Here is a 24,386-nt window from a genome sequence, read left to right on the forward strand (position 1 = left end):
ATCGTGAATTGGGAGGCACGGCCCTTCCCGCTAAAAGAGACGTGGGGGCGCACCGCATCATGCGTCAGAGCCGTGCCGTCTGTTGTCACCTCATCGCACCTCGACCGGCGGGCGTTCGCCCGGGCGGCGCTCCTTCCCCTCGCGCTTGCCTGGCCGCGCGGCGCCGCCGCGGATTCCGACATGATCGCGCAGATGCGCGACGTCGTCGCGAACGAGCTGGCGCCGACCGTCACGCCGGACCAGCCGGGCGGTCTCGCCGTTGCACTTTATGCCGGCAGCCATGTCGAGTTCTTCAACTACGGTTTTGCCGACGACGCCACGCGAAGGCCGGTCACGCCGGACACGCTGTTCAACCTCGGCTCGCTGCGTAAGCCGTTCGAGGCGACGCTGGTCGCGCTCGGCAACCTCCGCGGCGAGCTGCGGCTCGGCGATCGTCTGGCGAAATATCTCCCCGAACTCACCGGCGACTATGTCCGCCGCGTCACCGTCGGCGAGCTCGTCACGCACACCTCAGGCATGCTGCTGCCAACCGACCATCCGCCCTGGCCGAGCGAAACTTTTTCCCGCGCGCAGTTCATCGACATGCTCAACAGCTGGCGACCGCAAGCCGGCGAAGTGCCCGGCAGGCAGCGCGTCTACAGCCATGCCGGCTACGTGTTGCTTCAGCTCGTGCTCGAGCGCTGTTACGGCGCTCCGATCGCAACCCTGTTCGAACAACGCATCCTCAAGCCGATCGGCATGAATGCGACCTCCCTGCCCGAACGCGGCGAGGACAGCCGCGCCGTCATGGACGAGGCCTGGATGCAGCGCGCGGTCCAGGGCTATTCGGATCAGGGCATGGCGATCGGCCCCATCGGCAACCAGCAGAGCTATTTTGATTTTCCCGGCACGGGCCAGATGTTTTCTTCGCCGCGGGATCTTGCGAGCTTCGTCGCTGCCTGCGTCGACGGGCGGTCGACCGACCCTCACTTGCGTGAGGCATTGCGGATGACACAGCACGAGATCTTCCGCGTCGACGAGAAGTTTGGACAGGGATTGGCCTGGGAGACGGTGCGTCTTCCGGGCGTCACCGTCGTCGACAAGCCGGGCGGGCTCAACAACGCCTCCGGATATATCGGCCTCGTGCCGGCGCAGCGGATCGGGATCGTCCTGCTCGCCAATCGGGGCGAATATCCCCACGAGATCGCGCGCTACAGGATCCTGCCGGCGCTGGCGCGCCTCGTGGCTACGCACTGAACCGCGCGCCCCGCGAAAAACAGAAAGCCCCGGCCGAGCCGGGGCTTTCCACGCCAGGGTCGGAACGGGGTGCTCAGTATCTGGCGACGACCGGTCCGCCGAACTTGTAGTTCACGCCGACACGCACGATGTTCGATTTGAGATCGATCGAGTGGGTGTAGACGTTGCTCGGATATTGCGTTGCGCCGCTGACCAGATTGGTGCTGGTCACCGTGCTTCGGCCAAGATCGACATAGAGGTATTCGGCCTTGAGCGACCAGCCGCCGCCGACGGCATATTCGGTACCCACACCTGCGGTCCAGCCGAGGCGCGTGTCGCGGATCGCCGCCGATTCCGTTGCCGCCGAGAAGGTGTCGGTGAAGTTGAAATTGCCCTTCACCTCGGCGATCGCCGCACCGCCCGTGGCGTAGAGCAACCAGGTCGGAGCCGCGAGGAAGCCGATGCGGCCGCGGATCGTGGCGAGCCAGTCGGCCGAGACCTGCGAGGACACGGTGAAGCCGGTCGGGGCGCAGCAGGGATAGAGCGCCGATCCGGACGCACTGCCCTTGAAGCCGAAATAGTTGATATCGCCTTCGAGGCCGAGCACGGCGTTGTTGAGTTGCCAGTTATAGCCGGCCGAGAAGCCCCCGGTCACGCTGGAGCTGTTGACGCCTTGGGCGCCGACCGTGTTGATGGCGGGAACGCTGCTGGCGGCGAAATAGCCGGCCGGAGCAAACACGGTCGATGTGCTCGGATCGGCACTGCCCCACTGCCCGCCGACATTGCCGCCGACGTAGAAGCCGGTCCAGTTGTAGGCCGTCGCCATCATCGGCGCCTTGGTGTAGTGCGCCGCGAGGTCGGCCGCCTGCACGGATGCGGAGCCCAAAACGACCGCGGCAACCGCCAGCAAAAACTTCTTCATTCCAGTCTCCTTGCCCACGCGATGGATCTCGCGTTTCGAATGCGCGCGGGCGGAAGGCGTCCGGCGCAGATCGGGCATAGGCCGCCGGCCCCATGTCGTCTTGGGCTGCGGCGAAGTTCATAGGGACCGTGACGTAGTGTGGGCCCTGTGTCGTGCGAACGGATGACGAGTGTGGCCCGGCAGCCACGCGTCATCCTTCATCCACGGCGGGCCACGCAAGCCCGCGTCGCATCACGACAAGGCCGACGCGAACGCGATTCGAATCCGCCGCCCTCAGACCGAGCGCGTCAGTCCGCCGTCAACGCGGATGTTCTGGCCGGTGATGTAGGCCGCGCCGTCGGACGCCAGGAACGAGATCGTGGCGGCGATCTCCTCGACCTTGCCGTAGCGCTGCATAGGCACGCTGTCGCGGCGTGCATCGGTCTGCGGCAGGCTGTCGATCCAGCCCGGCAGCACATTGTTCATGCGGATGTTGTCGGCGGCATGGGTGTCCGTGAAGATCTTGGTGAAGGCGGCAAGGCCGGCGCGGAACACCGCAGACGTCGGAAACATCGCGCTCGGCTCGAACGCCCAGGCGGTCGAGATGTTGATGATGGCGCCGGCCTTCTGCGCCTGCATCAAAGGCGTCACCAGCCGGGTCGGACGGATCACGTTGAGCAGATAGGTGTCGAGGCCGGTGTGCCACTGCTCGTCGGTGATCTCCGTGATCGGCGCCCGGGGCCCATGGCCCGCGCTGTTGACGAGCACGTCGATGCGTCCCCATTTGGCAAGCGCCCCGTCGACAAGCCGCTTCAGATCGTCGTTCGACTTGTTGGAGCCGGTGACCCCTAGCCCGCCGAGCTCGGCTGCCAGCGCCTCGCCCTTGCCGGAGGAGGACAGGATGGCGACGCGAAAGCCGTCGGCTGCGAGCCGACGCGCAGCCCCTGCCCCCATGCCGCTGCCGCCGGCGGTAACGAGTGCGACCTTCTCTGCTGCCATCTCTGCTGCCATGACCGATCATCCTCTGTGATATCGTTGAGGCGAGCCGCGGGCCCGGCCTATCATGAGGCCTTCTACCGCCGGACCGGCCGGAAGGTCCACCGTCGAAAGCAACTTGAAAGATGAGCGATTTGCAGATCCGCAATTTGCGCCCCGAGGAGATCGCCATCGCCGTCGACTGGGCCGCGGCCGAGGGCTGGAATCCGGGCCTCTCCGATGCCGCCTGTTTCGCGATCCCGGACGCGAAGGGTTTCTTCGTCGGCGAGGTCGACGGCCAGCCGGTCGCGGCCGTCTCCTGCGTCAATTACGACGATCGCTTCGCATTTCTCGGCTTCTACATCGTGCGATCGGGTTTTCGCGACAGAGGCCACGGCCTGCGCATCTGGGACGCGGCGATCGCGCATGCGGGCGCTCGCGTGATCGGCCTCGACGGCGTCGTGGCGCAGCAGGACAATTACGAAAAGTCCGGCTTCCAGCTTGCTTACGCCAATATCCGCTATGGCGGCATCGTCGCCGCGCCATTGAGGCCGCCCGCCGACGTCGTTGCGCTCGACACGATCCCGTTCGCGCGCGTTGAAGCCGACGATGCAACGGTGTTCCCTGCGCCGCGCAGCGCCTTCCTGCGTGCCTGGATCGGCGCATCAGGACATGTCGGTCGCGCGCTGCTACGCGACGGCAAGCTCGCTGCATGGGGTGTGATCCGGCCGTGCCGGACCGGCCGCAAGATCGGCCCGCTCGTCGCCGACGACCGCGCGGCGGCGGACGCGATCGTGCAAGCCTTGCTGGCGAGCGCAAACGGCGGCGAAATCTTCCTCGACGTCCCCGCCGTCAATCGCGAGGCCATTGCACTCGCGGAATCGCTCGGGCTGAAGCCGGTGTTCGAGACGGCGCGGATGTACACCGGGCCGATCCCGCCGCTGCGGATCGACCGCGTCTTCGGCGTGACCAGTTTTGAGCTGGGCTAGCTGAGCGGAATGCGCCGCTTAGTAGCAGCGCATGATGTTGACGGTGTGGTCGCCGCCGCCGCGGCCGGGCACAGTCACCTGCTCCGTCGGACAGCTCGGCACGTAGGGCCGGTCTGACGGCACCACGTTCGGCGGGAAGCGATGCGTCCAGTCCCAGGGAACGTCGTACGTATAGGTGTAGCGCACGTCGTTGGAGACCGGCTGGCCAGTATCGGCGAAAGGTTGGCCGTAGCCTGCATTGTCATAGTAGAACCCGCCACCGCCCGGCCAGTAGACCCAGGGCGTGTTGCGGCCGCGGAACCTGGCGCCCGGCGCAAACGAAGGACGTGCCACCGGACCGGATGACGCGGCGGCATGTGCAACGGCGCCGCCGGGTCGGGCAAAACTGTCACCGGGGGCAAGGAGCAGCGCGGTTGCGCTGAATGAGGCGAGCAACGCCCCGAATGATCGGCCATACATCATGATACGCACCAACTCGTTTGGCTTCGCGGATAGCGGCTCCCCACCGCACGCTAGGCCGGGCTGTCGCCCACCCGCAAACGTATAATTAATTATTGGTTAAGGCACGGGATTAACAGGGAACAAGGTGCGGCAAGACGCCCGGGATTCCGCCGCTCCCAGGCACTTCGTTCCGTGGAACGCGCCCACGCCGGCGCTCGGACCTCGTGCGTCAGCGGCCCTGCTGCTTGCGCAGCCAGTCCAGCATGTCCTGTGGATTTCCGGTGCCCTGCGTCACGATGGCGGTGTTGCCACCGCTGCGGCGATAGACTGTGGTGCGCCCAGGCTCCTTCTCGATCTTGACCTCGGCCTGCGCCGGATCGCCGCTCTGGGTAATGACGGACGTGCCATTCTCGTCCTGAACCATTGTGGTATGGCCGTTGCCTGACTCGCCGGCTCCGGCCGGCCCGGTCGTCATTGCCGTCATGATGCTCATTCCTGCTGCGAGTACGATGAACCTCATGTTGCACCTCACCTTCGCGATCACCGGCTGAACTGAAATATCGACAGCCAGTTGAAGCGCCCGAATTGTCGAACCGCTCCCGTGTTCATATCTCCGATCTGGAGCAGGAGGGCGTTCGTAGAATTGCCGACCTGAGTGATATCGGCAATGTTGCTCACGCCCGACTGACCGATCGCCACATTGGTCGTGCCACCCACCTGGATCACATCGACATAATTTCGCGTGCCGTTCTGGATGATCGTCGCATCGACCGTTCCCGTGCCACCGATCTGGATGACGCGCGCGATATTGATGCGGCTGTTCTCCTCGATCGTGACCGGCTGAACGTTGTTGCCGAACTGCACGATCGTTTCGATGCTCACGTTCCGGTTCGTCACGCCGCGCTGGACGGATCCGGCTGATACCTCGGACGCGACGCTGACGGCGGCGAGCAATGCCGCCAATGCGAGGAGCAGTCTACCGCATTTCATCGCCTTGCCCCCATTACATGTCTGACGACGGCGAGGTCGCGCCCGGCTCAATGGCTATTCTGGACGACCGTCGCCGAGTTGAACGCACCGAATTGAGACAGGACACTGCTGGTGGACTGGCTGGCCTGGCCGACAAACGCGAAATTGTTCACGCCCGCCTGCCCGACCGATGCCGACGCCGGCCCGCCGAATTGCAGGATTCCAGTCGCGTTGTTCGTGCCGTTCTGAGTGACGGTCGCGCTGGTGCTGCCGCCGATCATGAACACGCCGGCCATGTTGAGTTGGCCGTTCTGGTTCAGCACGACCGGCGGGCCGCCGAGCGACACGATGGTCTTGATGTCGGCGGTCTGCGCACCGGCCGATCCGGTGCCCATGCAGCACAAGGCGAGAAGGACGCCGCAGGCGGCGCCTGAAAAATGTCTCATGGTATGCCTCGTTATCGAAATTGATTTGCGATCACGGAGTCTGCTGCAGAATCGTCGAGCCGTTCAGGATTCCGAGCTGTCCAACGCCAGCCGCGTTGTTCGCGCCGATCTGGCCGATCAGGCTCGAATTGGAGCCGCCGACCTGGCCGGCCAGCGCCGTGTTGGACGCTGTCGCCGTGGTGCCGCCCTGCCCGATCACCGAGGTGTTGACGGTGAGGAGCGATCCCGTCTGCAGGGTGGTCGCAGTATTGGTGGCGCCGAACTGCATCGTGGTCGCGCTGTTGCTGGTGGACCCGCTCTGCGAGATGAAGGAGTTGTTGGTGGTGCCGAATTGCAGCACGCTGGCCGAGTTGCCGGCCTGGGCCTGGACAGTGGTGAGCACGCCAAACGTGACGACTGTCGCAACGAGATAGGTGATCCGCATGTGATTTCCTCCGCGAGAATGGGCAAGCCATCGCAATTTGATCGCCCGGCCCGATTGCGGTGCTTTCGAGAATGGCCCGGACGCACCGCACTGGATGCGTCCGGCCAAACAATACGTGGTTCAGTGCGCCGTCTGCGAGACGGTGCTGCCGTTGGTGCCGAACACGCTGAGCTGTCCGACGGCGGCGGCGTTGTTCTGCAGCGCGGCAGGCCCGAACGAGTTCTGGGTGATCGCGCTGCCGTTGTTGCCGAACGCCACCTGGCCGGTGGTCGCCGAGTTCTGCACGCCGATCTGGTTCACCGTGCTGCCGTTGTTGAGCGAGGCAGCGCTGGTTCCCTGCATCGTGGTCGCACTGTTCACGAGGCCGAGCTGGCTGGTCGACGAGGTGTCGTTGGTGAGGCCCTGCTGCGAGACGCTGGAACCGTTCACCAGGCCCACTTGCACCGTGGTCGAGGTGTTGGCGGCCTGCGCGGCGGAGGACAGGGCGAGCACGGCAACGGAAGCAAAAAACAATTTGCGCATGGAGTATCCCTTTCTAGCAAAGTTGTCTGACTGGATTCTGATGCCGTCTTGGAGGAGGCCGACATCGTAGGGATGACTCTGAACCGGTCGTGCTCCGTGCGATAGACTGCAGTTCATGCTAGTCGATACGGACTAGACGTCGTGGCGATATCGCCGCCGGCACGCCCGGATTTACGCATGTCTGACATCGACGTGCTCCGCCTGCAGTCCGACGCTGTCGATCAATCGCGCCACCTCGATCGGCGATCGCAGCCCCAGCTTTCGCATCATCCGGGCCCGATGGACCTTCACCGTCACCTCGCTGACGCCGAGCTTTGCCGCAATCTGCTTGGCCACGAGCCCTTCGGCCATCAGCAGCATGATCTCGCGCTCCCGCACCGTCAGAGTCTCGATGCGCTGCCGCGCCTCGCGCACGCCGTCCTCGCGCTCCAGCCGCTTGCGATCGCGCTCGATACCGTGCCTGATCGCATCGAGGATCTCCTGCTCGCGGAAGGGTTTTGGAAGAAACTCGACTGCGCCGCGCTTCATGGCCTCGACCGAGACACGGACGTCCGAGTGTCCGCTGATGAAGACGATCGGTATCGGCACGCCCATTTCCGCCAGCTTGCGCTGAAGCTCGAGCCCGGTCGGCGATGTTCCGGGAAAGCGGATGTCGAGCACCAGGCAGGACGGTCCGACCGTCAGCGTCTCCGCGAGGAAGTCGTCGGTCGAGGCAAACAATCTCACCTGATGCCCCGTCTCCTCGCAGAGGCTTCCGATCGCGTTTCGTATCTGAATTTCGTCATCAACGACATAAACTGTGGCTTGATTTGAACTCATTCCAACAAGCTCCCGGACTTGGCGCTCAATGCAGCAATGCTGCCATCCATTGTTCTTGCAAGCGATAACAAGGTGCTTGGAGGCATGCGCGATGACCGAGCGAATCTCAACGGTCCGCAGATCTCACGTCTTAGGGCCAACACTCCGTGGCGACGAGTGAAGGCGTTCACATATCGGACTTCGTGATTGAAAGAGTTCGACGCCGCGATGGGCGGCGTCACGGCGAGATGCCATTTGGAGGTTGCGGCAGTCCAGCGCTGCCGCCGAGATATCGCCCGCTGCGTCATGGCGTCGCTACCCATACGCCAAACGAACGCCAATCGCCTGCAAACCTGACGGGACGTTCAGTCAGCTATCGAGTTTCGATACCGCGCGCGTCGTTTGGAATACGCCCCGTATACGTTTCGCGCAAATCACGAAAACTCGCAGCCCTCGGACTTTACTACTGGATCATGAGGCGCGCCCGTCCGTCGCCCTGATTGCGGCGACGTAAAGCCGATACCCCATTACTACTTTTGATGGAATACAACCATAGCGCGATTAACGACCTTTCCGCCAGCAAAGTCATTTCAGGAAGGCGGGCTTTTGATATGCGATTTGTACCTGTCATTGCCTTGTTCGGGACTGTGTGTGGCCTCACCGCGATTTACAGCGCGGGGCCTGACGTCATCACCAGCGCTGCCGGACACGCCGCGGACGGCGCCGCTCGCGCCTATCAATCGACGCGGAAGTTCCTTGCGCCTTCCGGACTGGAAGCGCCGACCTTCGGCTCCGATGCCCCCGTGTTCCGCTATGCCTCAATCCAGCGCGGCAGCATCGAGCAGACCATCACCGTCACCGGCGCCCTGCAGCCGGTCAAGACGATCGAGGTGGGTTCCCAACTGTCCGGGCAGCTCGCCCGGGTCTATGTCGATTTCAACGACAGCGTCACCAAGGATCAGCCGCTCGCCCTGATCGATCCGCGCAGCTTTGCGGCCAAGGTCGACGAAGCCAGGGCCTCTCTGGCCGTTGCCAATTCCCTGGTCGACATCGCGCGGGCCAAGCTCGATCGCACCAGGATCGATCTGCAGAACGCGAGGGGGAGCCGGGACGTGCTCGCCGCCAAGCTCGAGAGCGCTCAGGCGGTCAAGAGCTCGGCACAAAAGACCCTGCAGCGGAAGCTGGCACTCCAGTCGCAAAACGTGGTGGCCACGACGACGGTCGACGACGCCCAGACCGAGTTCACCGCGCGTCTGGCCCAGGAACGCGAAGCCGAGGTCCTGATGTCCCTCAACTCCTATGCGGTGGATGGGGCGCAGGCCGACGTCCGCCGGATCGAGGCGGAGCTGCAGCAGGCACGAATGGCCGTGCCGGAGAAGGCGGCCGTTCTCGCTGCGGCCCAGGCCGATCTCGACCGCACCGTGATCCGCTCGCCGATCGATGGCGTCGTCGTCGGCAGGTTCGTCAACGAGGGCCAGACGCTCGCGGTCGGACTGGAATCGCGCACCACCTTCGTGGTCGCGCACCGGCTGGAGGACATGGAAATCCACGCGCAGGTCGACGAGGCCGATATCGGGCGCATCGCCCCCGACCAGCGCGCCCATTTCACGGTGGATGCCTACCCGGACCGCCGCTTCGAGGCGGTGGTGCGGCAGGTGCGCAAGGCACCGCAGAACCAGCAGCACGTCGTGACCTACACCGTCGTCCTGGCGACCTCCAATCTCGACGGCGCGTTGTTGCCCGGCATGACCGCCCTGGTGAAGATCGTGATCGAGCGGCAGGACGACGTGCTGAAAGTGCCGCTCGCCGCGTTGCGCTTCCAGCCCTCCGGCACGCAGCCGGATGCCGCTGCACGCAGCGGGGTGTGGGCGCGCACCGCAAGCGGCTCACTCCAGCGCATTGCCGTGACCGTCGGCGCGGCCGGCACCGAACAGGTCGCGCTCAGGAGCGGAGACCTCGTCGAGGGCAGTCAGGTCGCCGTTGGTCAGGCCATCCGGCCGGCCGGCATGGAGTTTCTCGGAATCAGGTTCGGATCATGACGGCCCTCCGGCCCCTCATCAGCCTGCAGTCGGTCTCCAGGACCTATCGCGCCGACGGCGTAGCGGTGGCTGCGGTGCGCAATGTCAGCTTCGACATCGAACGAGGCGAGATCGTCGCGGTGATGGGACCGTCCGGCTCGGGAAAGTCGACGCTGATGAACATGATCGGGCTGCTCGACCTGCCGAGTGAGGGCGCGCTCTATCTCGAGGGAGCCGACGTCGCCGATCTCTCGGAAGATCGCCGGTCGTCCCTGCGCGCCCGCAGCATTGGTTTCGTCTTCCAGTCCTACAATCTGCTCGCTCGCCACAATGCGATTGAGAACGTCGCGCTGCCGCTGGTCTATTGCGGCATCAGCCGCAAGGAACGTCTGGCCCGCGCCGAGCAGAGCCTGGAGGCCGTCGGCATGGTGCACCGGGCCCACCACTTCCCACGGCAGCTCTCGGGCGGTGAGCAACAGCGCGTCGCGATCGCGCGCGCACTGATCGCCTCCCCGCTGATCGTGCTCGCCGACGAGCCGACCGGCGCGCTCGACAGCCGTACCGGCGCCGAGATACTGGCCCTGTTCGCCGCGCTCAACCGGACCGGCCAGACCATCGTGATGATCACGCATGATCCCGGCATCGCGACCCAGTGCCGGCGCACGATCCGCCTGCATGACGGCGAGCTCGTCGCCGACGAAACGCTGGCTCCGATCCTGCCGAAACGGAGCGCGGCGCCATGACGATGCTCCAGGGGTTTCAGATCGCTTTGCACGCCCTGCGCCTCAATCCGCTGCGCAGCATCCTCACCATGCTCGGCATCGTGATCGGCGTTGCCTCCATCGTGACGGTGTTTGCGATCGGATCCGGCGCGCAGCTTCGCCTCCAGGAGCAGATCCGCTCGATCGGCGCCAACGTGCTGATGATCAACCCCGGCGCGGTCTACCAGGGCGGCGTGCGTCTCAAGGAGGGCAGCAAGCTGACGATGACCGAGAGCGACGTGCAGGCGATCCTCGAGCAGATCCCCGAGATCCAGGCGGCGGCCGGCTCGATTGCAGGAACGGCCCAGGTCATTCACGAGAGCAAGAACTGGAACACGACCATCAACGGCACCACGACCGGGCACTTCATGGTGCGCGACTGGCAGCTTGCCACCGGGCGCTATTTTTCCGGCGCCGAGGAGGCAGGAGCCGGCAAGGTCGTGATCCTCGGAAGCACGGTGGCGCGTGAGCTGTTCGCGCCCGGCGACGACCCGATCGGCGCGCAGATCAGGATCATGAAGGTGCCGCTCGAAGTGGTCGGCGTTCTCGATCGCAAGGGACCGGCGCAGGACGACGTCGCCTTCGTGCCGCTCACCACGGCCAAGTTGCGCTTCCTGGGCAGCGCAAGCAACATCAACCGGGATTCGGTGGCCTACATCATCGCCAAGGTGGCTGCGGACGGACAGATGGCGGGGGCGCGAACGGAGATCGAAAACCTGCTGCGGCAGCGCCACCGTATCCCCGCTGGCCAGGAGGACGACTTCAAGGTCCAGGATCCGGCCGCCGCCATGGAAGCGCAGCAGGGAGCGATCCGCACCGTCGCGCTCCTGCTCGTCGCCATCGCCTCGGTCTCGCTGCTCGTTGGCGGCATCAGCATCATGAATGTCATGATCGTGTCGGTCACCGAACGCACGCGGGAGATCGGAATTCGCCGCGCGCTTGGCGGGCGGATGCGGGACATCCGCCTTCAGTTTCTCTGCGAGGCGCTCGTGCTCTGCCTGCTCGGCGGCGCGATCGGCGTCGGTGCCGGCGTCACGCTCTCGATGACGGTCGCTCGTATGGCGGGATGGATCACCTCAATTGATGGCCAGGCGATCGGCCTTGCCCTCGCCTTCTCGATCGCGACCGGCCTGATCTTCGGTTTTTATCCCGCCCACAAGGCATCCAAGCTCAGCCCGATCGAGGCACTCAAGACGGAGTGAGAACATGCTGGGGTGTTCGCAACAACCAAGGCCAGGGAGGTACTAGCCATGAGCCCGGATCCAAAGGCTCCGATTACGCCGACACCGCGCGAGCGCGAGCTGATGATGTTGATCGCGCGCGGAATGCAGAACAAGAACATAGCCTACGAACTCAAGATCTCGGAGAACACGGTGCGGGCGCACATCGGCAACATCATGCGCAAATACCGCCTTCAGAACCGGACCCAGATCGCAATCAGCTTCGCGCTGCATGCGGCGCCGCCATCGCTCCGCCGCGACCTGGCCAATGGCGGCGGCTATTCGACGACGGCAGCGCCGGCCAAGGCGCTCGCGCAGAATACGCGGGTGCCGACCGCGCCGGATTGACCGTTCCGGCCACAATCCCTTGCGTCATTTCGGGCGAAACACCCAAGTCCGGGGTCAACGGCACCGCGATAAAATATTTCTCTTTATTAGAATTCGGATTTTTGTTAGGTATTTTTCACTCCGGCCCAAGGAAGAGGGGCGTATCGCGATCGTCACGAACGCGGGCCGGACGGCGGTGGACGTGGATCACATCGGCGCGAAAGGCTTCGCAGGGCGGGCAACCGTGAGCGAAGGCATCGCGCGCACGACCGGTGTGATCGGCGTACGGCCAAATCGTGTCGTCCTGGCGCCCGGGGTCTGTGCGCCAAGTCTTGCGGTGATGTGGCGGCCCAACCGGGTCCGCGCATCAGCCATCCGCAAGGCGACGGGGGCAATAGTGCATCGCTCCCCGGGGAGAGCACGACATAAGCCGTTCCAACCATTGCGCAGGGAAAGGCCGGGATGCTCCGGTTGCCCTGTTTCCCCGCTGTGCATTGTAGCGCAATCTGCTCCTGGCATAGCGGACCAATAGGAGCCAGCCGGCTCCCGGTCTTCCCTGCGCCCTCTTTCATTGGGGGTGAGGCATCGAGGCAAAGCTCGGGCGAACACGCCGCGAGGATGCGATCCCATGTCAGTTATTCAACAACAGTCTCGTGCCCCGGACGCAGCGCAGCGCTCCTTCAGCGGTGCGCTGCAGAGCCGGGGCCCATGCAGCGGCGATCGGCGCTACGTCCGGGACATGAGAGCAGGCAATGAGATATCCGTGGACGCCCGGCCGCCTCCCAATCACTTCTGCATGCCGCTCCGCTCTTGTAACAAAACCGTCATGCAGCGAAACTAAACGAAGCCGGGGGCCGCGGTTGGCGGCCAAGCTGCCTCGCAGGGAGAGATTTTGATGCGTCGTTCACTGGTGTTGCTGTCAGCCGGACTGACAGTGCTGTCCACCGGACTTGCCTCCACGGGATTTGCCTCCGCCGAGAACAACACGCCCCGTAACCTGATCCTGTTCATTCCGGACGGTCTGCGGGCGCTGAAGGTCACACCCGAGACCGCCCCCGCAATGGCCGAAATCCGCGACAAGGGCGTCAATTTCAAGAATTCGCACTCGCTGTTCCCGACCTTCACCATGGCCAACGGCTCGGCGATGTCGACCGGCCATTATCTCGGTGATACCGGCGTGTTCTCCAACACGATCTGGACCAACTACACCTCTGTGCCCGCAGGCGATACCGTGGTCCCCTTCATCGAGAACGACGCCGTGCTCGGCGACATCGACGAGCATTTCAAGGGCGACTATCTCAATGAAGACACGATCCTGAAGTTGGCCCGCGACAAGGGGCTGAGCACGGCGGCTATCGGCAAGGTCGGCCCGACCTACCAGTTCGACCACACCGACAAGCCTGAGAAACCCGGCCTGCATTCGGTCGTGTTCGACGACTCCACCGGCGGCAAGAACGGCGTGGCGCTGTCGGACGAGGTCAAGGCCGCTCTCACCAAGGCTGGCCTGCCCCTCGCGACGCCGCCGCGCGGCGACAATTCCAAGGCGGGCGATGCGAAGACGCCGGGCACCATTGTCGCCAACGTCGCGCAGCAGGCCTATTTCGCCGACGTCGCGGCCAAGGTCGTGCTGCCGATGTTCAAGGCGCGCAACAAGCCGTTCGTGCTGGTTTTCTGGTCGCGCGACCCCGACGGCAGCCAGCACAACACCGGCGACAGCCTCAACCAGATCATGCCCGGCATCAACGGGCCGACCTCGATGGCCGGCATCAAGAATGCCGACAACAACCTCGCCCAGCTCCGCAAGGCGCTGGACGAGCTCGGCCTTGCCGCCAACACCAACATCATGGTTCAGGCCGACCACGGCTTCTCGACCATCTCCAAGGAAAGCAAGACCAGCCCCTCGGCCAAGGTCAGCTATGACGACACGCCGAAGGACTTCTTGCCAATGGGCTTTCTGGCGCTCGATCTGGCCAAGGCGCTCGACCTGCCGCTGTTCGACCCCAACGACAAGAACGCCAAGGTCGAGGGCAACAAACATCCCAAGGCCGGCAACGGCGTGCTCGGCAAGGATCCGGAAAAGCCCGATCTCGTCGTCGCCACCAATGGCGGCTCCGACCTGATCTATCTGCCGAACAGGGACAAGAAGCTGGCGGCCAAGACCATCAAGACGCTGCTCGAGCAGGACTACGTCTCCGGCCTGTTCGTCGAGGACCAGCTCGGCCGCTTCCCTGGTACCTTGCCGCTGTCGAGCATCAGCCTGCGCGGCAAGGCGGCGACGCCGACGCCGGCGATCGTCGTCAACTTCCGCTCCTATGCCAGCGATTGCGGCGAGGCGCCGACCAACTGCTCGGTGCAGGTCGCCGACACCGTGCTGCGCCAGGGCCAGGGCATGCATGGCAGCTTCAGCCGCGGCGACACCATGAACTTCATGGCCGCCATCGGCCCGGATTTCAAAGCCGGCTACATCAGCGAGATCCCGGTCAGCAATGCCGACGTCGGCATGACGGCCGCCCAGCTCCTCGGCCTGCGCGGGTCGCAGAACGGCGGCCTGGTCGGCCGCGTGATGTCGGAGGCCATGCCCAACGGCATCGTGCCGAAAGCGTACAAGGGGGTCGAGAAGTCGAAGAAGTCCGAGAACGGCCTGCAGACCGTGCTGAACTTCCAGCGCGTCGGCAGCCAGCGCTATTTCGACACTGCCGGCTTCCCGGGCCGCACGCTCGGGCTGGAGCCGGACACCGGCAAACAAAAAACGGCGGGGAAATAACCCCGCCGCTTCTCTCGCCCGCTTACGAGCGGCGCGAAAATCTCACATGTTACATGCCCAGATCTTACATCCCAATGTCGAACACGTTCGGCAATTGGCCCGCCAGAGGCAGCGCGGTGGCGCCCAGGAAGGTCGCCACCATCGCCATCAGCCGGCGGTTGTTCTGGCGCTTGCCGCGCATCTGGCCGGCGATCCACTCCAGCATTTCGCTGTTGACCTTGGAGGCATAGGACGGCGCCCAGCCCTCGATATCAGACTCGGCCGACAGCGCGACGCTGCGCGGCGGCACCTTCAGGCCGGAGGCGCTCGCGGCATAATGGGCCACCGCCTTGGCGAGCAGGTCGTCGAACCGGCCGCCATCGGTGCGTTCGGTTGCGGCTTCGTTGATCTCGAACAGCACTTCGGCCTCAGTGCGGCTGACCGGCTGGTCGTTGACGGCTGTGGCGGTCAGGATGCGGACGCACCAGGCGGTGTCATCGGCATCGAGCGAGCGGGAGAAGTGCACCCTTCCCTTGGTGGTCGGGCCTTCGCCCGTGATCACGCCGTCGCGCACGATGGTCAGTGCATGGGCCGAGGTATCGCGGCAGGACGGTTCGAGGGACGGCGACTCAATAGACTTATGCGCAGCGGCAGACATAGTTCACTTCCAGATTTCTTCTGATCGACCAGCATTTTCATGCGGGCGTAAAGGGGTGGTTAACGATTCGATACGGGGATCGCGACTTTTCTCAATGGTTGCCGATTAGTCGCTACGAGGACCATTTCGGTTCCGGAGAGCGTCGGGCGAGCGTGATGCGGGTCATAAAAGGCTTTCTCTGGGCAATCGACCCCGTGTGGCCCCGGTGGAGATGTTTCGCCGCAGGCGCCGCTGTAACAAAAAGGTGCTGGCAAATCAGGCCTTCAAAGAAGGAATTCACATTTTACTTGAAGCGGTTCACTTGACGTTCACTTGGGGGCGCGGAGCCCCTATACTAAGCGTGACGGCCAGAGATGATTATCAAGCAAATTCAATGCGATGAGGTAGAACCATGACACTTCCGATCGGCGCCACCGCCCCCGACTTCGAAGCCGAGACCACCGAAGGGAAGATCAAGTTTCACGACTGGATCGGCAATAGCTGGGCGCTGCTGTTCTCGCACCCCAAGGACTTCACGCCGGTTTGCACGACCGAGCTCGGCGCGCTCGCCAAGCTGAAGCCGGAATTCGACAAGCGCGGCGTCAAGCTGATGGGACTCTCGGTCGATCCGGTGGACCGCCATTCGAAATGGTCGGAGGACATCAAGGAGACGCAAGGTACTGCGCCGAACTTCCCGATGATTGCCGATACCGACTACAACGTCTCCAAGCTGTACGGCATGCTGCCGGCCGCCATCTCAGGCGATCCCCTGGTCCGCACCGCCGCCGACAACCAGACTGTTCGGAACGTCTTCGTCATCGGACCGGACAAAAAGATCAAGCTGGTGCTGGTCTATCCGATGACCACGGGCCGGAACTTCCAGGAGATCCTGCGCGTGATCGACTCGCTCCAGCTCACCGCCAAGCATCGCGTCGCGACCCCGGCCGACTGGTCGCAGGGTGACGACGTCATCATCGCGGGCTCGGTCTCCAACGACGAAGCCAAGACGATCTACCCGCAGGGCTGGAAGGAGCCGAAGCCCTACATCCGGATCGTGCCGCAGCCGAAATAACCCAACTGTCACCCCGGGCGATGCGTCGGCATCGCCCGGGAATGACGACGTTGGCTCTCACGCCGCATGCACGCGGTCCAGGAATCCGTCGACCTCGGCCTTCAGATGCAGGCTCTCGCCCGACAGCGCCTGGGCGGAGGCAAACATCCGGCTGGACGTCTCACCCGTCTCGTTCGCGCCCTCGGCGGCGTGACGGACGTTGACGGCGACATCGGCCGTGCCAGATACCGCCGCGCGAACGCTGGCGACGATGTTGTGGGTCGCGCTCTTCTGCTGCTCGACCGCAGCCGAGATCGAGCCGGCGATACCGCTGATGCGCTCGATGGTCTGGCTGATCGCCTTGATGGCGACGACCGATTCTTCGGTCGCAAGCTGCATGCTGGCGATCTGGTTCGATATCTCGTCGGTCGCCTTGGCGGTCTGACCGGCCAGCGTCTTGACCTCCTGGGCCACCACCGCAAAACCGCGGCCGGCATCGCCCGCGCGCGCGGCCTCGATGGTCGCGTTCAGCGCCAGGAGGTTGGTCTGCTCGGCGATCGAGGTGATCAGCTTGACGACGTCGCCGATGCGCGCGCCCGCCTCGGAGAGCTGCGCGATACGCTGGTCGGTCGCCTCCGCCTGCCGCACGGCCTCAGCGGAAATTGCGTTCGATTCCTGAACCCGTCGGGTGATTTCGGAGATCGATTGAGACAGCTCGTCCGAGGCCGACGCCGCCGAACGCACGTGCTCGGAGGCATTTTCGGAAGCTCCGGCCGACCGCGCCGACAGATCGGCGGTGGCGCGCGCGGTCTCGGTGAGCTGCCGCGCCGACCGCTCGAACTCGCCTGACGATGTCAGCACCTTGTCGAGAATGCCGCCAACGCTGCCGCGGAACTGCTCGACGAAATTGCGCAGGTCGGATTTGCGCTGCTCGACGGCTGCGGCCGAAGCCGCCGCCTGCTCGGTGCGCATCCGCGCCCGCTCCTGCGAATTGCTTCTGAACACGGCGACCGTGCGGGCGATCTCGCCGATCTCGTCGGCGCGATCCTCGCAATCGATCTCGACGTCGCTCCGGCCTTCGGCGAGCGCCGTCAGCGAGCGCGTGACCGAGGTCAGCGGCTTGGTGACGCGGCGGACGACCAGCAAGGTCAGGACCAGCACCAGCAGCGCGGCGAACCCGGCGGCGGCGGCCATGCTTTCGATCGCCTGGGCCAGCATGCTCTCGTACTGGGCCATCGGGATGCCGACATAGAGGATGCCGGCGACCTTGCCGGTCGCGTCGGCGACTGGGAAATAGGCGGTCATGAAGGACTTGCCGAACAGCGTGGCCGGGCCCTTGTAGGCCTCGCCACGACGCAGCAGGACCTGCGCCGGATGATCGGCGGCAAGCTGGGTACCGACGGCGCGGTCGCCATTTTCCTTCTTCACGTTGGTCGAGCGTCGCACGAACTGCCCGCTCGCGTCGTCGAACACGAACAGCGTCGCGTTGCCGCCGACATAGGACACCGCGCGATCGACGATGGCGTGATCCCTGAACTCCGGCATCTTGGGAATCTCGGCGCGCGCCACCGCGCCATCCCGCATCGTGATCTTCGCATCGGGAACCACCTCGGCAAAGGCCAGCGCGAGGGTCCGCAAACTCACCTCGATGTCGCGGAGCGCACGATCGTTGAAAGCGGAGGTGAGCGACCAATAGCCGGCGCCGACCACGAGCGCGGTATTCACGGCGATCAGCAGCACGGCGCACAGGACGGCCTTGGTGCCAAGCTTGAACTGCGGCAGGAACTTCGCCGTTGCACGGTCGGACATGAATGGAATGACTCCTGTAATTCCTGCATAGTGGTGCATGCCGCTTACGGTCGCATTAACGACCGTTCACACCGCCGCACGCCGCATGCTTTCCAAATGGTAAACGAGGACACCCTGACCACGCCAAGCCCGCCGCCCATCATCGTCTGGTTTCGCGATGACCTCCGCCTGTCCGACCACCCCGCCCTCCACGCTGCCGCCAAGACCGCTGCGAAGACCGGCGCGCCGGTGATCTGCCTCTACGTGCTGGACGATGCGGCCGGGCGAGCGCCGGGCGCCGCGGCGCGCTGGTGGCTGGCGCAGTCGCTGCGGGCGCTCGGTGCCGACATTGCCACGCGCGGCGGATCGCTGATCCTGCGCAAGGGGCCGGCGGCCAGGGTGATCACGGAGGTGGCGCGCGAGAGCGGAGGGCGCGCGGTCTACTGGAATGGGATCGCACAGGCGCCGCATCAGGCGGTTGAGCGGCAGCTCGAAGCAGCGCTGGCAAAGATCGGCGTGGACTCGCAAAGTTTCCCCGGCGACTTGCTGGTCCCGCCCGCGGCGATCCGCAACAAGGAAGGCCGCGGCTTGCGCGTGTTCACGCCGTTCTGGCGGCGCGTGCTGTCGCTCGGCGATCCGCCGAAGCCCCTGCCGGCGCCGAAGGAGTTGCGTCCTGCGCCGACGGTCGCCAGCGACGCGCTGGAGACCTGGAAGCTCGAGCCGGACAAGCCCGATTGGGCCGGCGGCCTGCGCGCGACATGGACGCCGGGCGAAGCCTCAGCCCGCGCCCGCCTGCGCGACTTCCTCAAGCGCACCGCACTCGGCTATGTCGGCGATCGCGACCGCCCGGACCGCGAGGGCACCTCACACCTGTCACCGCATTTGAGGTTCGGCGAGCTCAGCCCGCGCCAAGTCTGGCACGCCGCGCGGTTCGCCGCGGCGGAAAATCCCGCGAACGGAACCGGCGTCGACAAGTTCCTGAGCGAGCTCGGCTGGCGTGAGTTTTGCCGCCATCTGCTCCATGACCATCCCAACCTTGCTACCGAAAACCTTCAAGCGAATTTCGACGGCTTCCCGTGGAAGCCCGACGCCAAGGCGCTCGCGGCCTGGCAGCGCGGGCGCACCGGCTATCCCATCGTCGACGCCGGCCTGCGCGAGCTCTGGCACACCGGCGTGATGCACAACCGGGTGCGAATGGTGGTCGCCTCGTTCCTGGTGAAGCACCTCCTGATCGACTGGCGCGACGGCGAGAGCTGGTTCTGGGACACGCTGGTCGATGCGGATGCCGGCAGCAATCCCGGCAACTGGCAGTGGGTCGCCGGCTGCGGCGCCGACGCGGCGCCCTATTTCCGCGTGTTCAATCCGGTGCTCCAGGGCCAGAAGTTCGACCCGGATGGAACCTATGTGCGACGCTGGGTGCCCGAGTTGAAAGACCTGCCGGCCAAGCTGATCCACAAGCCCTGGCAGGCGACGCCGATCGAGCTTGCGAGCGCCGGCGTCACGCTCGGCAAGACCTATCCGCAGCCGATCGTCGATCATGCCAAGGGACGTGAGCGCGCGCTCGCCGCCTACACAAAGATCCGCAAAGGTTGAGCGTTGCTTTGACACAATTATGAAACTCGCTATCGTCATCGCTCCATGCAAACCGTGGGGGACGATATGGACGACGACAAGCCGATCACCGAACAGGCGATGGACACGATCACCACCGCCGTGGAAGCGACCAAGGACGCCGCTGTCACCGCCGTCAAGAAGGTGAAGAAAGCCGCCAAGAAGGTCGCGAAGAAAGTAGCGCCGAAGAAGGCTTCCAAGAAGAAAGCCAAGAAGGCTGCGAAGAAGGCCACCAAGAAGACTTCGAAGAAGGCTGCAAAGAAGTCGTCGAAGAAGGCCGCCAAGAAAACGGCAAAGAAGGCCACCAAGAAAGCTGCCAAGAAAGCGGCCAAGTCGAAAAAGAAGGCCAAGAAGGCCAAGCGCTGATCGCAACGCTCAAGTCTCCGGGGGCTGACGCGCCCGGAGACGGCTCGAGCGATACCCTACCCTCGCCGCTTGGCTGCGCGCCGGCCCGGGTGATGCTCGCCTTTCGGATCGCGAAATTCGCTGCGATGGCCGCGCCGGTCCTCGGCGTTGAAGCGCCGCCGTTTCTCGGGTGAGCCGAACTGCTTGATCAATCTCCTGCCGTTCACCTTCTTGATGACGTAGCCGCCCTCGGTCATCGAGAACGGCTCCTTGAGCGATCCCATGTGGTCGAACTTCGTGCCGCGGGGATGCTTGAAGGGTTCGAACCAGGAGGGATAGACGAAGTTCGACATCGGGAAGCCGTTGACGACGAAGGCGTCCTCTTCCACTGCGTCACAGACCTCGTAGGCGTATTGGGTGTGCCGGGTCTTGTCGGCCCACAGGTTGGCCATGGGGTCGAGCACCATCTCGAACAGCTCATGCGAGGCTGCCAGACTGACCGGATCGTCCTCGGCCAGCGCCTTGAGGAAGATCTTCGAGATCGGCTGTCCCCGATGCGTCAATTCATGCCGCCCGAGGAAATTCTTGTGGGTCGCATCGTCGAAATAGACCAGCTGCCAGTCGGTGGGCTTCGGCTTGCGGGTGACGTCGAGATCGACGGGGTAGCCCCAGACCGGCAGGAAGTGCTCGTCATAGCATTTCTGCAGCGCGGCCGTGAGCCGCACCATCATCCGCTCACTCATCATCTCCTCTGCATAATTGATGCAGGCAATCCGGACCGGATTCAGGGATCTGCCGAGCAGTGCACGACGCGCTTTCTTCATCGAAATCACCGTGTGAAAGGGAGGCTGAAATGCCCCAAGCCTAACACGGACGCACCCCGCACGTCAGGGATGTATTCCGGCGGCCCGGCCCGCCGGTTCTAGAAGCGTCGATTGACCACGAACACCGCGGCCGCGCACATCGTCATGCCGGCGATCGCCAGCGCATCGAGCTCTTCTCCGAACAGCAGATAAGCCATTAGCGCCGTCACGGCGGGCACCAGATAGAACAGGCTTGCAACAGACGTGGCGGCGGCATGGCGGATCAGCCAGTACAGCAGGCCGATCGACCCGATCGAGAGCGCCACGGCGAGCCAGGCCAGCGCGAGCATGAACTCCCGCGTCCAGTGCACCACGCGGTCCTCGAACAGGAAGGCGCCGATCGCGAAGAAGATCGTGACGGACACGTACTGCACGAGATTGCCCGCGCGCCAGTCGATGTGGTTGCAGTAGCGGCGCTGATAGAGCGTGCCGAGCGTGATGCTGATCAGCGAGACCACCGAGGCGAGCCAGCCGAGCCCGGCTTCGCCGGTCATGGGACGGCCGTGCAGGATCAGCACCACGCCGCCGAGGCCAAGCACGAGCCCCGCCCATTGCACCGGCGTCACCTTCTCCCCGAGCCAGCGGTTGGCGATGGTCGAGGTCAGGATCGGCTGAAGGCCCGGAATGAGCGCGGAGAGCCCGGCCGGAATCGAATGCGCGATCGCGATTGCGGTGCCGCCGAGATAGAAGCCATGGACGAGGATGCCGGCGACTGCGCTGTGCGCGATGCCGATACGGTCCGGCCATTTCGGTCGCGCAACGCCAGCGATGATCGCCATCAGACCGACCACGAACGCCATGCGGATGGCGAGGTAGGTCAAGGGATCGGCATTGTTGATGACGTATTTGGTGCCGATGAAGCCGGTGCTCCAGAGCAGGACGAACAGGATCGGCGCGGCGCGGGCGGCCAGGGCTTCTTGATTATGGTTCATTGCCGCCCTCATTGCCCCACCGGGGGCCAATGCGGCAATGCGAATTTCGGCCAATTTCGTCCGGACGATGCTGCGCTGCGACGGACGGGACGGCTCAGCCGCTCACCATTCTTCCGGACAGGGATCGATGATCTTCCAGAGCTCGACGCCGTTCTTGATCTTTTTCATGTCGGTGGTGAGCCCGCCATTGCGGCGGATCCAGTCCTTCACCGTGTCGGGGTAATAGGCCATCAGGTCGGACGTCCCCTCCGCGCTGGTGACCTTGATGCCGAAGGTGAAGGCCTTGTCGTAGTAGGCCTGGTGGAAGCCGAGGCTGGCGCGCGGCGTCACGCAGATCTTGTTCATCGGCACGATGCCGAGCACCAGGGTGCAGGCCGAGTTGCAGATGCCGTCAATGATGACGCGCTCGCCCTTCTCGCGGACGCGCTTGTACTTGACCTTGTACTCCTCGACATAGCCGCCGTGGTCACGGGTGATGTGCAGCTCGGCCCGCGCCGGCGTGGCGGCGACGACCGAGAGCAACAGCAGGCTCAGAAGCGTGATGCGCATGGCGAGGTGACGGCGAAAGCCTTCAGGAATGGGACCGGCCTCGGAGGACCCCCAAGACGATCCCTGGGGCCGGCAACCGGATTCTTAACCGAATTCTCTTTGGTCATACTTGTGTGGGGAATTCGTTAAGCATCCCGAAAAGGCCAAAAATGGGCAAGCCTGGACCACATGTCCGGCAATTCTGTCACACCCACCCGGGAATCGGCAGGATTGACCCCGATTTCCGGGCGCCGCATGGGTGTTCCGGCCGCCCGAACTGGCTATAAACGGCTGACCTATTCGTGCGGGTTCCGGAGATTCGAGATGAGCAAGTTGAAGCTTGTAGCCGCGGTTGCTGTCCTTTCGGCCGCAATCCTTGCCCCTGGCCTCGCAGAGGCGCGGGGACATCACCGGTACCACCGCTATTCCACGAACCCGCTGCCCTACCCGATCAGCTATCTGCACAATTACGGCCCCGGCATCACTCCCGGGACCTTCGCCTTTTACGACGGCCCGTCGACCAACCATTGCTACCAGAGCGCGGCCGCCTATGTCGGCCAGGACCGCCGCCGGCACCCCTGCTACTGAGGGGCGCAGGCGCGTCCTCTGCGGGGCCGCTATTTGGCGGCGCCCGACTGCAGCAATTGCTTCTCGATCTCGTAGACCGGCAGTTTGACGAGGTCCTTGCCGACCTCGCCCTGGAGTGCCTTGCGCACCACATCCGAATAGTCGGCGCGGATCATCCCGAGCGCACGCGGCGAGGCCACCATGGTCAAGGCCGAGGTCTCGCCTGAGCTGACGGCGGCATCGAGCCGGCCGGCCAGGCTGCGCAGGAAGGCGCGCTCGGCCTCGTCGTGCCAATCAGTCTGCTCCACCGAGCTGCGCGCGCTGCCGGCCGCGCCATGGAGCCTGCCCGGCGCGTCGGTCCCTTGCGCACCGGTCGAGGGATTGGGCTGCTCGTGCACCTCCTTGGTATGGAGGTTCGGAAACATCTCGTCGCCGAGGTTTTCCAGAATGAGCGCCTTGCGCCCGTCGCACACGACCAGCCAGTCACCCTTGTCGATTCTCATTTTGTCCATTGCACAGCTCCAAAGCGACCTCGCGAGCCTGCTCTTCGAATTGCCCGAAGGGCCGGCCATGACGACGAGCTTAGGGACGAAGCCGCACCGGTGAATTGCGCGGGATCAAGGACGGCGGCGATGTCCTGCGCGGCAACGCCGACGCAAGCGCAGCATTGGTCAGGAGCTCAAACCTGGGATAGTCTGGTGGAGCTAAAGGTCAGGCCTGCGGCGGGCTGGCTGAAGATTTGTTCATCAGCATTACATTTCGGTACCGCCACAATTTGATCAGAACAAACTTCGATATCCTGTATTGCGTAAGCGGAGGAAGACATCATGAAGCTTAGAATTGGCCTCGTCGCCGCGTCCCTGTTGGGTGCGTTGGTCGCATCACCGGCGGCGTCTGCCATGCCCATCGCGCCTGCTCCTGCGACGCCGCAGGTTTCCGACGTCGAGCAGGTCCGCATGGTCTGTGACGCCTGGGGACGCTGTTTCTGGCGCCCGAACTACTATGGATACTACGCGCCGCGGCCCTACTACGGTCCCCGATATGCACCGCGCTTTTATGGTGGCCCGCGCTACTACGGACCCCGCTATCGCCGCTGGTGATTCCAAAGGGGCCTCCGGGCCCCTTTGCTTTTTGCGAGATCAAGGATTTCGCGGCCGCCGTTGGCCTGGAGTCATTCCAAAACTGATCTAGATCAAAGACGAAATCTGCCACGCCGTCATTCTGCGACGATGGTCGATTTGATCGTGTTTCGATGCCCTCAGACGGGCATGAATGTGCAGACGCATCTTGAGAAGCAACAGAGACAGGAGGGACG

At 64.3% G+C, this 24,386-nt stretch carries 27 protein-coding genes; 12 read left to right on the plus strand and 15 right to left on the minus strand.

Annotation, left to right across the window (positions count from 1 at the left end):
• Positions 1-180: 180 nt before the first annotated feature.
• Positions 181-1,236, plus strand: coding sequence for a serine hydrolase (locus JQ591_RS28665; RefSeq protein ID WP_211399481.1), 1,056 nt, complete (start codon positions 181-183; stop codon positions 1,234-1,236).
• A 73-nt stretch (positions 1,237-1,309) separates the two neighbouring features.
• Here the strand turns inward: JQ591_RS28665 and JQ591_RS28670 are convergent, their stop codons facing one another.
• Positions 1,310-2,137 (minus strand): outer membrane protein, encoded by an 828-nt coding sequence (locus tag JQ591_RS28670; RefSeq protein WP_211399362.1) that lies wholly within the window; start codon positions 2,135-2,137, stop codon positions 1,310-1,312.
• A 273-nt stretch (positions 2,138-2,410) separates the two neighbouring features.
• Positions 2,411-3,115 carry an SDR family oxidoreductase gene (locus JQ591_RS28675; RefSeq protein WP_211399482.1) on the minus strand — a complete coding sequence of 235 codons (705 nt, stop codon included), beginning with the start codon at positions 3,113-3,115 and terminating at the stop codon, positions 2,411-2,413.
• Positions 3,116-3,237: 122 nt separating this feature from the next.
• On the opposite strand from JQ591_RS28675, the gene JQ591_RS28680 reads away from it, so the two are divergent.
• On the plus strand, positions 3,238-4,080 hold the full coding sequence (locus JQ591_RS28680) for a GNAT family N-acetyltransferase (RefSeq protein WP_211399363.1): 843 nt from the start codon (positions 3,238-3,240) through the stop codon (positions 4,078-4,080).
• Between the two features lie 18 nt (positions 4,081-4,098).
• Here JQ591_RS28680 and JQ591_RS28685 read toward each other — a convergent pair whose 3' ends face one another.
• The 7 genes from JQ591_RS28685 to JQ591_RS28715 all read right to left on the minus strand — a co-directional run bounded on the left by JQ591_RS28685 (position 4,099) and on the right by JQ591_RS28715 (position 7,701).
• On the minus strand, positions 4,099-4,539 hold the full coding sequence (locus tag JQ591_RS28685) for a hypothetical protein (RefSeq protein WP_211399483.1): 441 nt from the start codon (positions 4,537-4,539) through the stop codon (positions 4,099-4,101).
• Between the two features lie 211 nt (positions 4,540-4,750).
• A complete protein-coding gene (locus JQ591_RS28690; RefSeq protein WP_211399364.1) occupies positions 4,751-5,041 on the minus strand; it encodes a hypothetical protein in 291 nt (96 codons plus the stop codon).
• 20 nt (positions 5,042-5,061) lie between these two features.
• A complete protein-coding gene (locus JQ591_RS28695) occupies positions 5,062-5,475 on the minus strand; it encodes a curlin (protein WP_283817966.1) in 414 nt (137 codons plus the stop codon).
• 83 nt (positions 5,476-5,558) lie between these two features.
• Entirely contained in the window at positions 5,559-5,936 is a 378-nt protein-coding gene (locus tag JQ591_RS28700; RefSeq protein WP_211399365.1) for a curlin, read from the minus strand.
• Between the two features lie 31 nt (positions 5,937-5,967).
• On the minus strand, positions 5,968-6,360 hold the full coding sequence (locus JQ591_RS28705; protein ID WP_211399366.1) for a curlin: 393 nt from the start codon (positions 6,358-6,360) through the stop codon (positions 5,968-5,970).
• A gap of 120 nt (positions 6,361-6,480) precedes the next feature.
• Positions 6,481-6,882 (minus strand): curlin subunit CsgB, encoded by a 402-nt coding sequence (locus tag JQ591_RS28710; RefSeq protein WP_211399367.1) that lies wholly within the window; start codon positions 6,880-6,882, stop codon positions 6,481-6,483.
• Between the two features lie 171 nt (positions 6,883-7,053).
• The gene (locus JQ591_RS28715) at positions 7,054-7,701 is read right to left on the minus strand and encodes a response regulator transcription factor (protein ID WP_211399368.1); all 648 of its coding nucleotides are present in this window, start codon (positions 7,699-7,701) and stop codon (positions 7,054-7,056) included.
• Between the two features lie 590 nt (positions 7,702-8,291).
• Here JQ591_RS28715 and JQ591_RS28720 point away from each other — a divergent pair.
• The 5 genes from JQ591_RS28720 (at position 8,292) to JQ591_RS28740 (ending at position 14,770) form a co-directional block, all read left to right on the plus strand.
• Positions 8,292-9,719: an efflux RND transporter periplasmic adaptor subunit gene (locus JQ591_RS28720; protein ID WP_211399485.1), complete on the plus strand. Its 1,428-nt coding sequence runs from the start codon at positions 8,292-8,294 to the stop codon at positions 9,717-9,719.
• Positions 9,716-10,441: an ABC transporter ATP-binding protein gene (locus JQ591_RS28725; RefSeq protein ID WP_211399369.1), complete on the plus strand. Its 726-nt coding sequence runs from the start codon at positions 9,716-9,718 to the stop codon at positions 10,439-10,441. The genes JQ591_RS28720 and JQ591_RS28725 overlap by 4 nt, the downstream gene beginning before the upstream one ends.
• Positions 10,438-11,661 (plus strand): ABC transporter permease, encoded by a 1,224-nt coding sequence (locus tag JQ591_RS28730; RefSeq protein ID WP_211399370.1) that lies wholly within the window; start codon positions 10,438-10,440, stop codon positions 11,659-11,661. Before JQ591_RS28725 ends, JQ591_RS28730 begins: the two co-directional genes overlap by 4 nt.
• A 48-nt stretch (positions 11,662-11,709) precedes the next feature.
• Positions 11,710-12,027, plus strand: a complete 318-nt coding sequence (locus JQ591_RS28735; protein WP_211399371.1) for a response regulator transcription factor — start codon at positions 11,710-11,712, stop codon at positions 12,025-12,027.
• A gap of 874 nt (positions 12,028-12,901) precedes the next feature.
• Positions 12,902-14,770, plus strand: a complete 1,869-nt coding sequence (locus tag JQ591_RS28740) for an alkaline phosphatase family protein (RefSeq protein ID WP_211399372.1) — start codon at positions 12,902-12,904, stop codon at positions 14,768-14,770.
• 64 nt (positions 14,771-14,834) lie between these two features.
• On the opposite strand, the gene JQ591_RS28745 is transcribed toward JQ591_RS28740, so the two are convergent.
• Positions 14,835-15,407, minus strand: a complete 573-nt coding sequence (locus JQ591_RS28745; protein WP_211399373.1) for a hypothetical protein — start codon at positions 15,405-15,407, stop codon at positions 14,835-14,837.
• Positions 15,408-15,798: 391 nt separating this feature from the next.
• Here JQ591_RS28745 and JQ591_RS28750 point away from each other — a divergent pair, with 391 nt between their 5' ends.
• Complete coding sequence (locus JQ591_RS28750; RefSeq protein WP_092030414.1) at positions 15,799-16,458, plus strand: peroxiredoxin; 660 nt, start codon at positions 15,799-15,801, stop codon at positions 16,456-16,458.
• Positions 16,459-16,515: 57 nt separating this feature from the next.
• Here the strand turns inward: JQ591_RS28750 and JQ591_RS28755 are convergent, their stop codons facing one another.
• Positions 16,516-18,246 carry a methyl-accepting chemotaxis protein gene (locus JQ591_RS28755; protein ID WP_211399374.1) on the minus strand — a complete coding sequence of 577 codons (1,731 nt, stop codon included), beginning with the start codon at positions 18,244-18,246 and terminating at the stop codon, positions 16,516-16,518.
• A gap of 96 nt (positions 18,247-18,342) precedes the next feature.
• Here JQ591_RS28755 and JQ591_RS28760 point away from each other — a divergent pair, with 96 nt between their 5' ends.
• Positions 18,343-19,818: a cryptochrome/photolyase family protein gene (locus JQ591_RS28760; protein ID WP_211399375.1), complete on the plus strand. Its 1,476-nt coding sequence runs from the start codon at positions 18,343-18,345 to the stop codon at positions 19,816-19,818.
• 66 nt (positions 19,819-19,884) lie between these two features.
• Positions 19,885-20,202 (plus strand): histone, encoded by a 318-nt coding sequence (locus JQ591_RS28765; protein WP_211399376.1) that lies wholly within the window; start codon positions 19,885-19,887, stop codon positions 20,200-20,202.
• A 56-nt stretch (positions 20,203-20,258) separates the two neighbouring features.
• On the opposite strand, the gene JQ591_RS28770 is transcribed toward JQ591_RS28765, so the two are convergent.
• From JQ591_RS28770 to JQ591_RS28780, 3 genes are all read right to left on the minus strand, one after another.
• A complete protein-coding gene (locus JQ591_RS28770) occupies positions 20,259-21,005 on the minus strand; it encodes a hypothetical protein (RefSeq protein ID WP_211399377.1) in 747 nt (248 codons plus the stop codon).
• A 98-nt stretch (positions 21,006-21,103) separates the two neighbouring features.
• Positions 21,104-21,976 (minus strand): DMT family transporter, encoded by an 873-nt coding sequence (locus tag JQ591_RS28775; RefSeq protein WP_211399378.1) that lies wholly within the window; start codon positions 21,974-21,976, stop codon positions 21,104-21,106.
• A 102-nt stretch (positions 21,977-22,078) separates the two neighbouring features.
• On the minus strand, positions 22,079-22,525 hold the full coding sequence (locus JQ591_RS28780; RefSeq protein WP_211399379.1) for a hypothetical protein: 447 nt from the start codon (positions 22,523-22,525) through the stop codon (positions 22,079-22,081).
• A 303-nt stretch (positions 22,526-22,828) separates the two neighbouring features.
• On the opposite strand from JQ591_RS28780, the gene JQ591_RS28785 reads away from it, so the two are divergent.
• Entirely contained in the window at positions 22,829-23,092 is a 264-nt protein-coding gene (locus tag JQ591_RS28785; protein WP_211399380.1) for a hypothetical protein, read from the plus strand.
• Positions 23,093-23,121: 29 nt separating this feature from the next.
• On the opposite strand, the gene JQ591_RS28790 is transcribed toward JQ591_RS28785, so the two are convergent.
• Complete coding sequence (locus tag JQ591_RS28790) at positions 23,122-23,583, minus strand: host attachment protein (RefSeq protein WP_211399381.1); 462 nt, start codon at positions 23,581-23,583, stop codon at positions 23,122-23,124.
• 315 nt (positions 23,584-23,898) lie between these two features.
• Here JQ591_RS28790 and JQ591_RS28795 point away from each other — a divergent pair, with 315 nt between their 5' ends.
• Entirely contained in the window at positions 23,899-24,171 is a 273-nt protein-coding gene (locus tag JQ591_RS28795) for a hypothetical protein (protein WP_106944274.1), read from the plus strand.
• Positions 24,172-24,386: the final 215 nt, after the last annotated feature.

It is taken from the genome of Bradyrhizobium canariense (genome assembly GCF_018130465.1).
Classification (GTDB): domain Bacteria; phylum Pseudomonadota; class Alphaproteobacteria; order Rhizobiales; family Xanthobacteraceae; genus Bradyrhizobium; species Bradyrhizobium canariense_C.

Coding starts and splice junctions, on each gene's coding strand:
- JQ591_RS28665 (WP_211399481.1), top strand. CDS start 181: ATGATCGCGCAGATGCGCGACGTCGTCGCGAACGAGCTGGCGCCGACC.
- JQ591_RS28670 (WP_211399362.1), bottom strand. CDS start 2,137: ATGAAGAAGTTTTTGCTGGCGGTTGCCGCGGTCGTTTTGGGCTCCGCA.
- JQ591_RS28675 (WP_211399482.1), bottom strand. CDS start 3,115: ATGGCAGCAGAGAAGGTCGCACTCGTTACCGCCGGCGGCAGCGGCATG.
- JQ591_RS28680 (WP_211399363.1), top strand. CDS start 3,238: ATGAGCGATTTGCAGATCCGCAATTTGCGCCCCGAGGAGATCGCCATC.
- JQ591_RS28685 (WP_211399483.1), bottom strand. CDS start 4,539: ATGTATGGCCGATCATTCGGGGCGTTGCTCGCCTCATTCAGCGCAACC.
- JQ591_RS28690 (WP_211399364.1), bottom strand. CDS start 5,041: ATGAGGTTCATCGTACTCGCAGCAGGAATGAGCATCATGACGGCAATG.
- JQ591_RS28700 (WP_211399365.1), bottom strand. CDS start 5,936: ATGAGACATTTTTCAGGCGCCGCCTGCGGCGTCCTTCTCGCCTTGTGC.
- JQ591_RS28705 (WP_211399366.1), bottom strand. CDS start 6,360: ATGCGGATCACCTATCTCGTTGCGACAGTCGTCACGTTTGGCGTGCTC.
- JQ591_RS28710 (WP_211399367.1), bottom strand. CDS start 6,882: ATGCGCAAATTGTTTTTTGCTTCCGTTGCCGTGCTCGCCCTGTCCTCC.
- JQ591_RS28715 (WP_211399368.1), bottom strand. CDS start 7,701: ATGAGTTCAAATCAAGCCACAGTTTATGTCGTTGATGACGAAATTCAG.
- JQ591_RS28720 (WP_211399485.1), top strand. CDS start 8,292: ATGCGATTTGTACCTGTCATTGCCTTGTTCGGGACTGTGTGTGGCCTC.
- JQ591_RS28725 (WP_211399369.1), top strand. CDS start 9,716: ATGACGGCCCTCCGGCCCCTCATCAGCCTGCAGTCGGTCTCCAGGACC.
- JQ591_RS28730 (WP_211399370.1), top strand. CDS start 10,438: ATGACGATGCTCCAGGGGTTTCAGATCGCTTTGCACGCCCTGCGCCTC.
- JQ591_RS28735 (WP_211399371.1), top strand. CDS start 11,710: ATGAGCCCGGATCCAAAGGCTCCGATTACGCCGACACCGCGCGAGCGC.
- JQ591_RS28740 (WP_211399372.1), top strand. CDS start 12,902: ATGCGTCGTTCACTGGTGTTGCTGTCAGCCGGACTGACAGTGCTGTCC.
- JQ591_RS28745 (WP_211399373.1), bottom strand. CDS start 15,407: ATGTCTGCCGCTGCGCATAAGTCTATTGAGTCGCCGTCCCTCGAACCG.
- JQ591_RS28750 (WP_092030414.1), top strand. CDS start 15,799: ATGACACTTCCGATCGGCGCCACCGCCCCCGACTTCGAAGCCGAGACC.
- JQ591_RS28755 (WP_211399374.1), bottom strand. CDS start 18,246: ATGTCCGACCGTGCAACGGCGAAGTTCCTGCCGCAGTTCAAGCTTGGC.
- JQ591_RS28760 (WP_211399375.1), top strand. CDS start 18,343: ATGGTAAACGAGGACACCCTGACCACGCCAAGCCCGCCGCCCATCATC.
- JQ591_RS28765 (WP_211399376.1), top strand. CDS start 19,885: ATGGACGACGACAAGCCGATCACCGAACAGGCGATGGACACGATCACC.
- JQ591_RS28770 (WP_211399377.1), bottom strand. CDS start 21,005: ATGAAGAAAGCGCGTCGTGCACTGCTCGGCAGATCCCTGAATCCGGTC.
- JQ591_RS28775 (WP_211399378.1), bottom strand. CDS start 21,976: ATGAACCATAATCAAGAAGCCCTGGCCGCCCGCGCCGCGCCGATCCTG.
- JQ591_RS28780 (WP_211399379.1), bottom strand. CDS start 22,525: ATGCGCATCACGCTTCTGAGCCTGCTGTTGCTCTCGGTCGTCGCCGCC.
- JQ591_RS28785 (WP_211399380.1), top strand. CDS start 22,829: ATGAGCAAGTTGAAGCTTGTAGCCGCGGTTGCTGTCCTTTCGGCCGCA.
- JQ591_RS28790 (WP_211399381.1), bottom strand. CDS start 23,583: ATGGACAAAATGAGAATCGACAAGGGTGACTGGCTGGTCGTGTGCGAC.
- JQ591_RS28795 (WP_106944274.1), top strand. CDS start 23,899: ATGAAGCTTAGAATTGGCCTCGTCGCCGCGTCCCTGTTGGGTGCGTTG.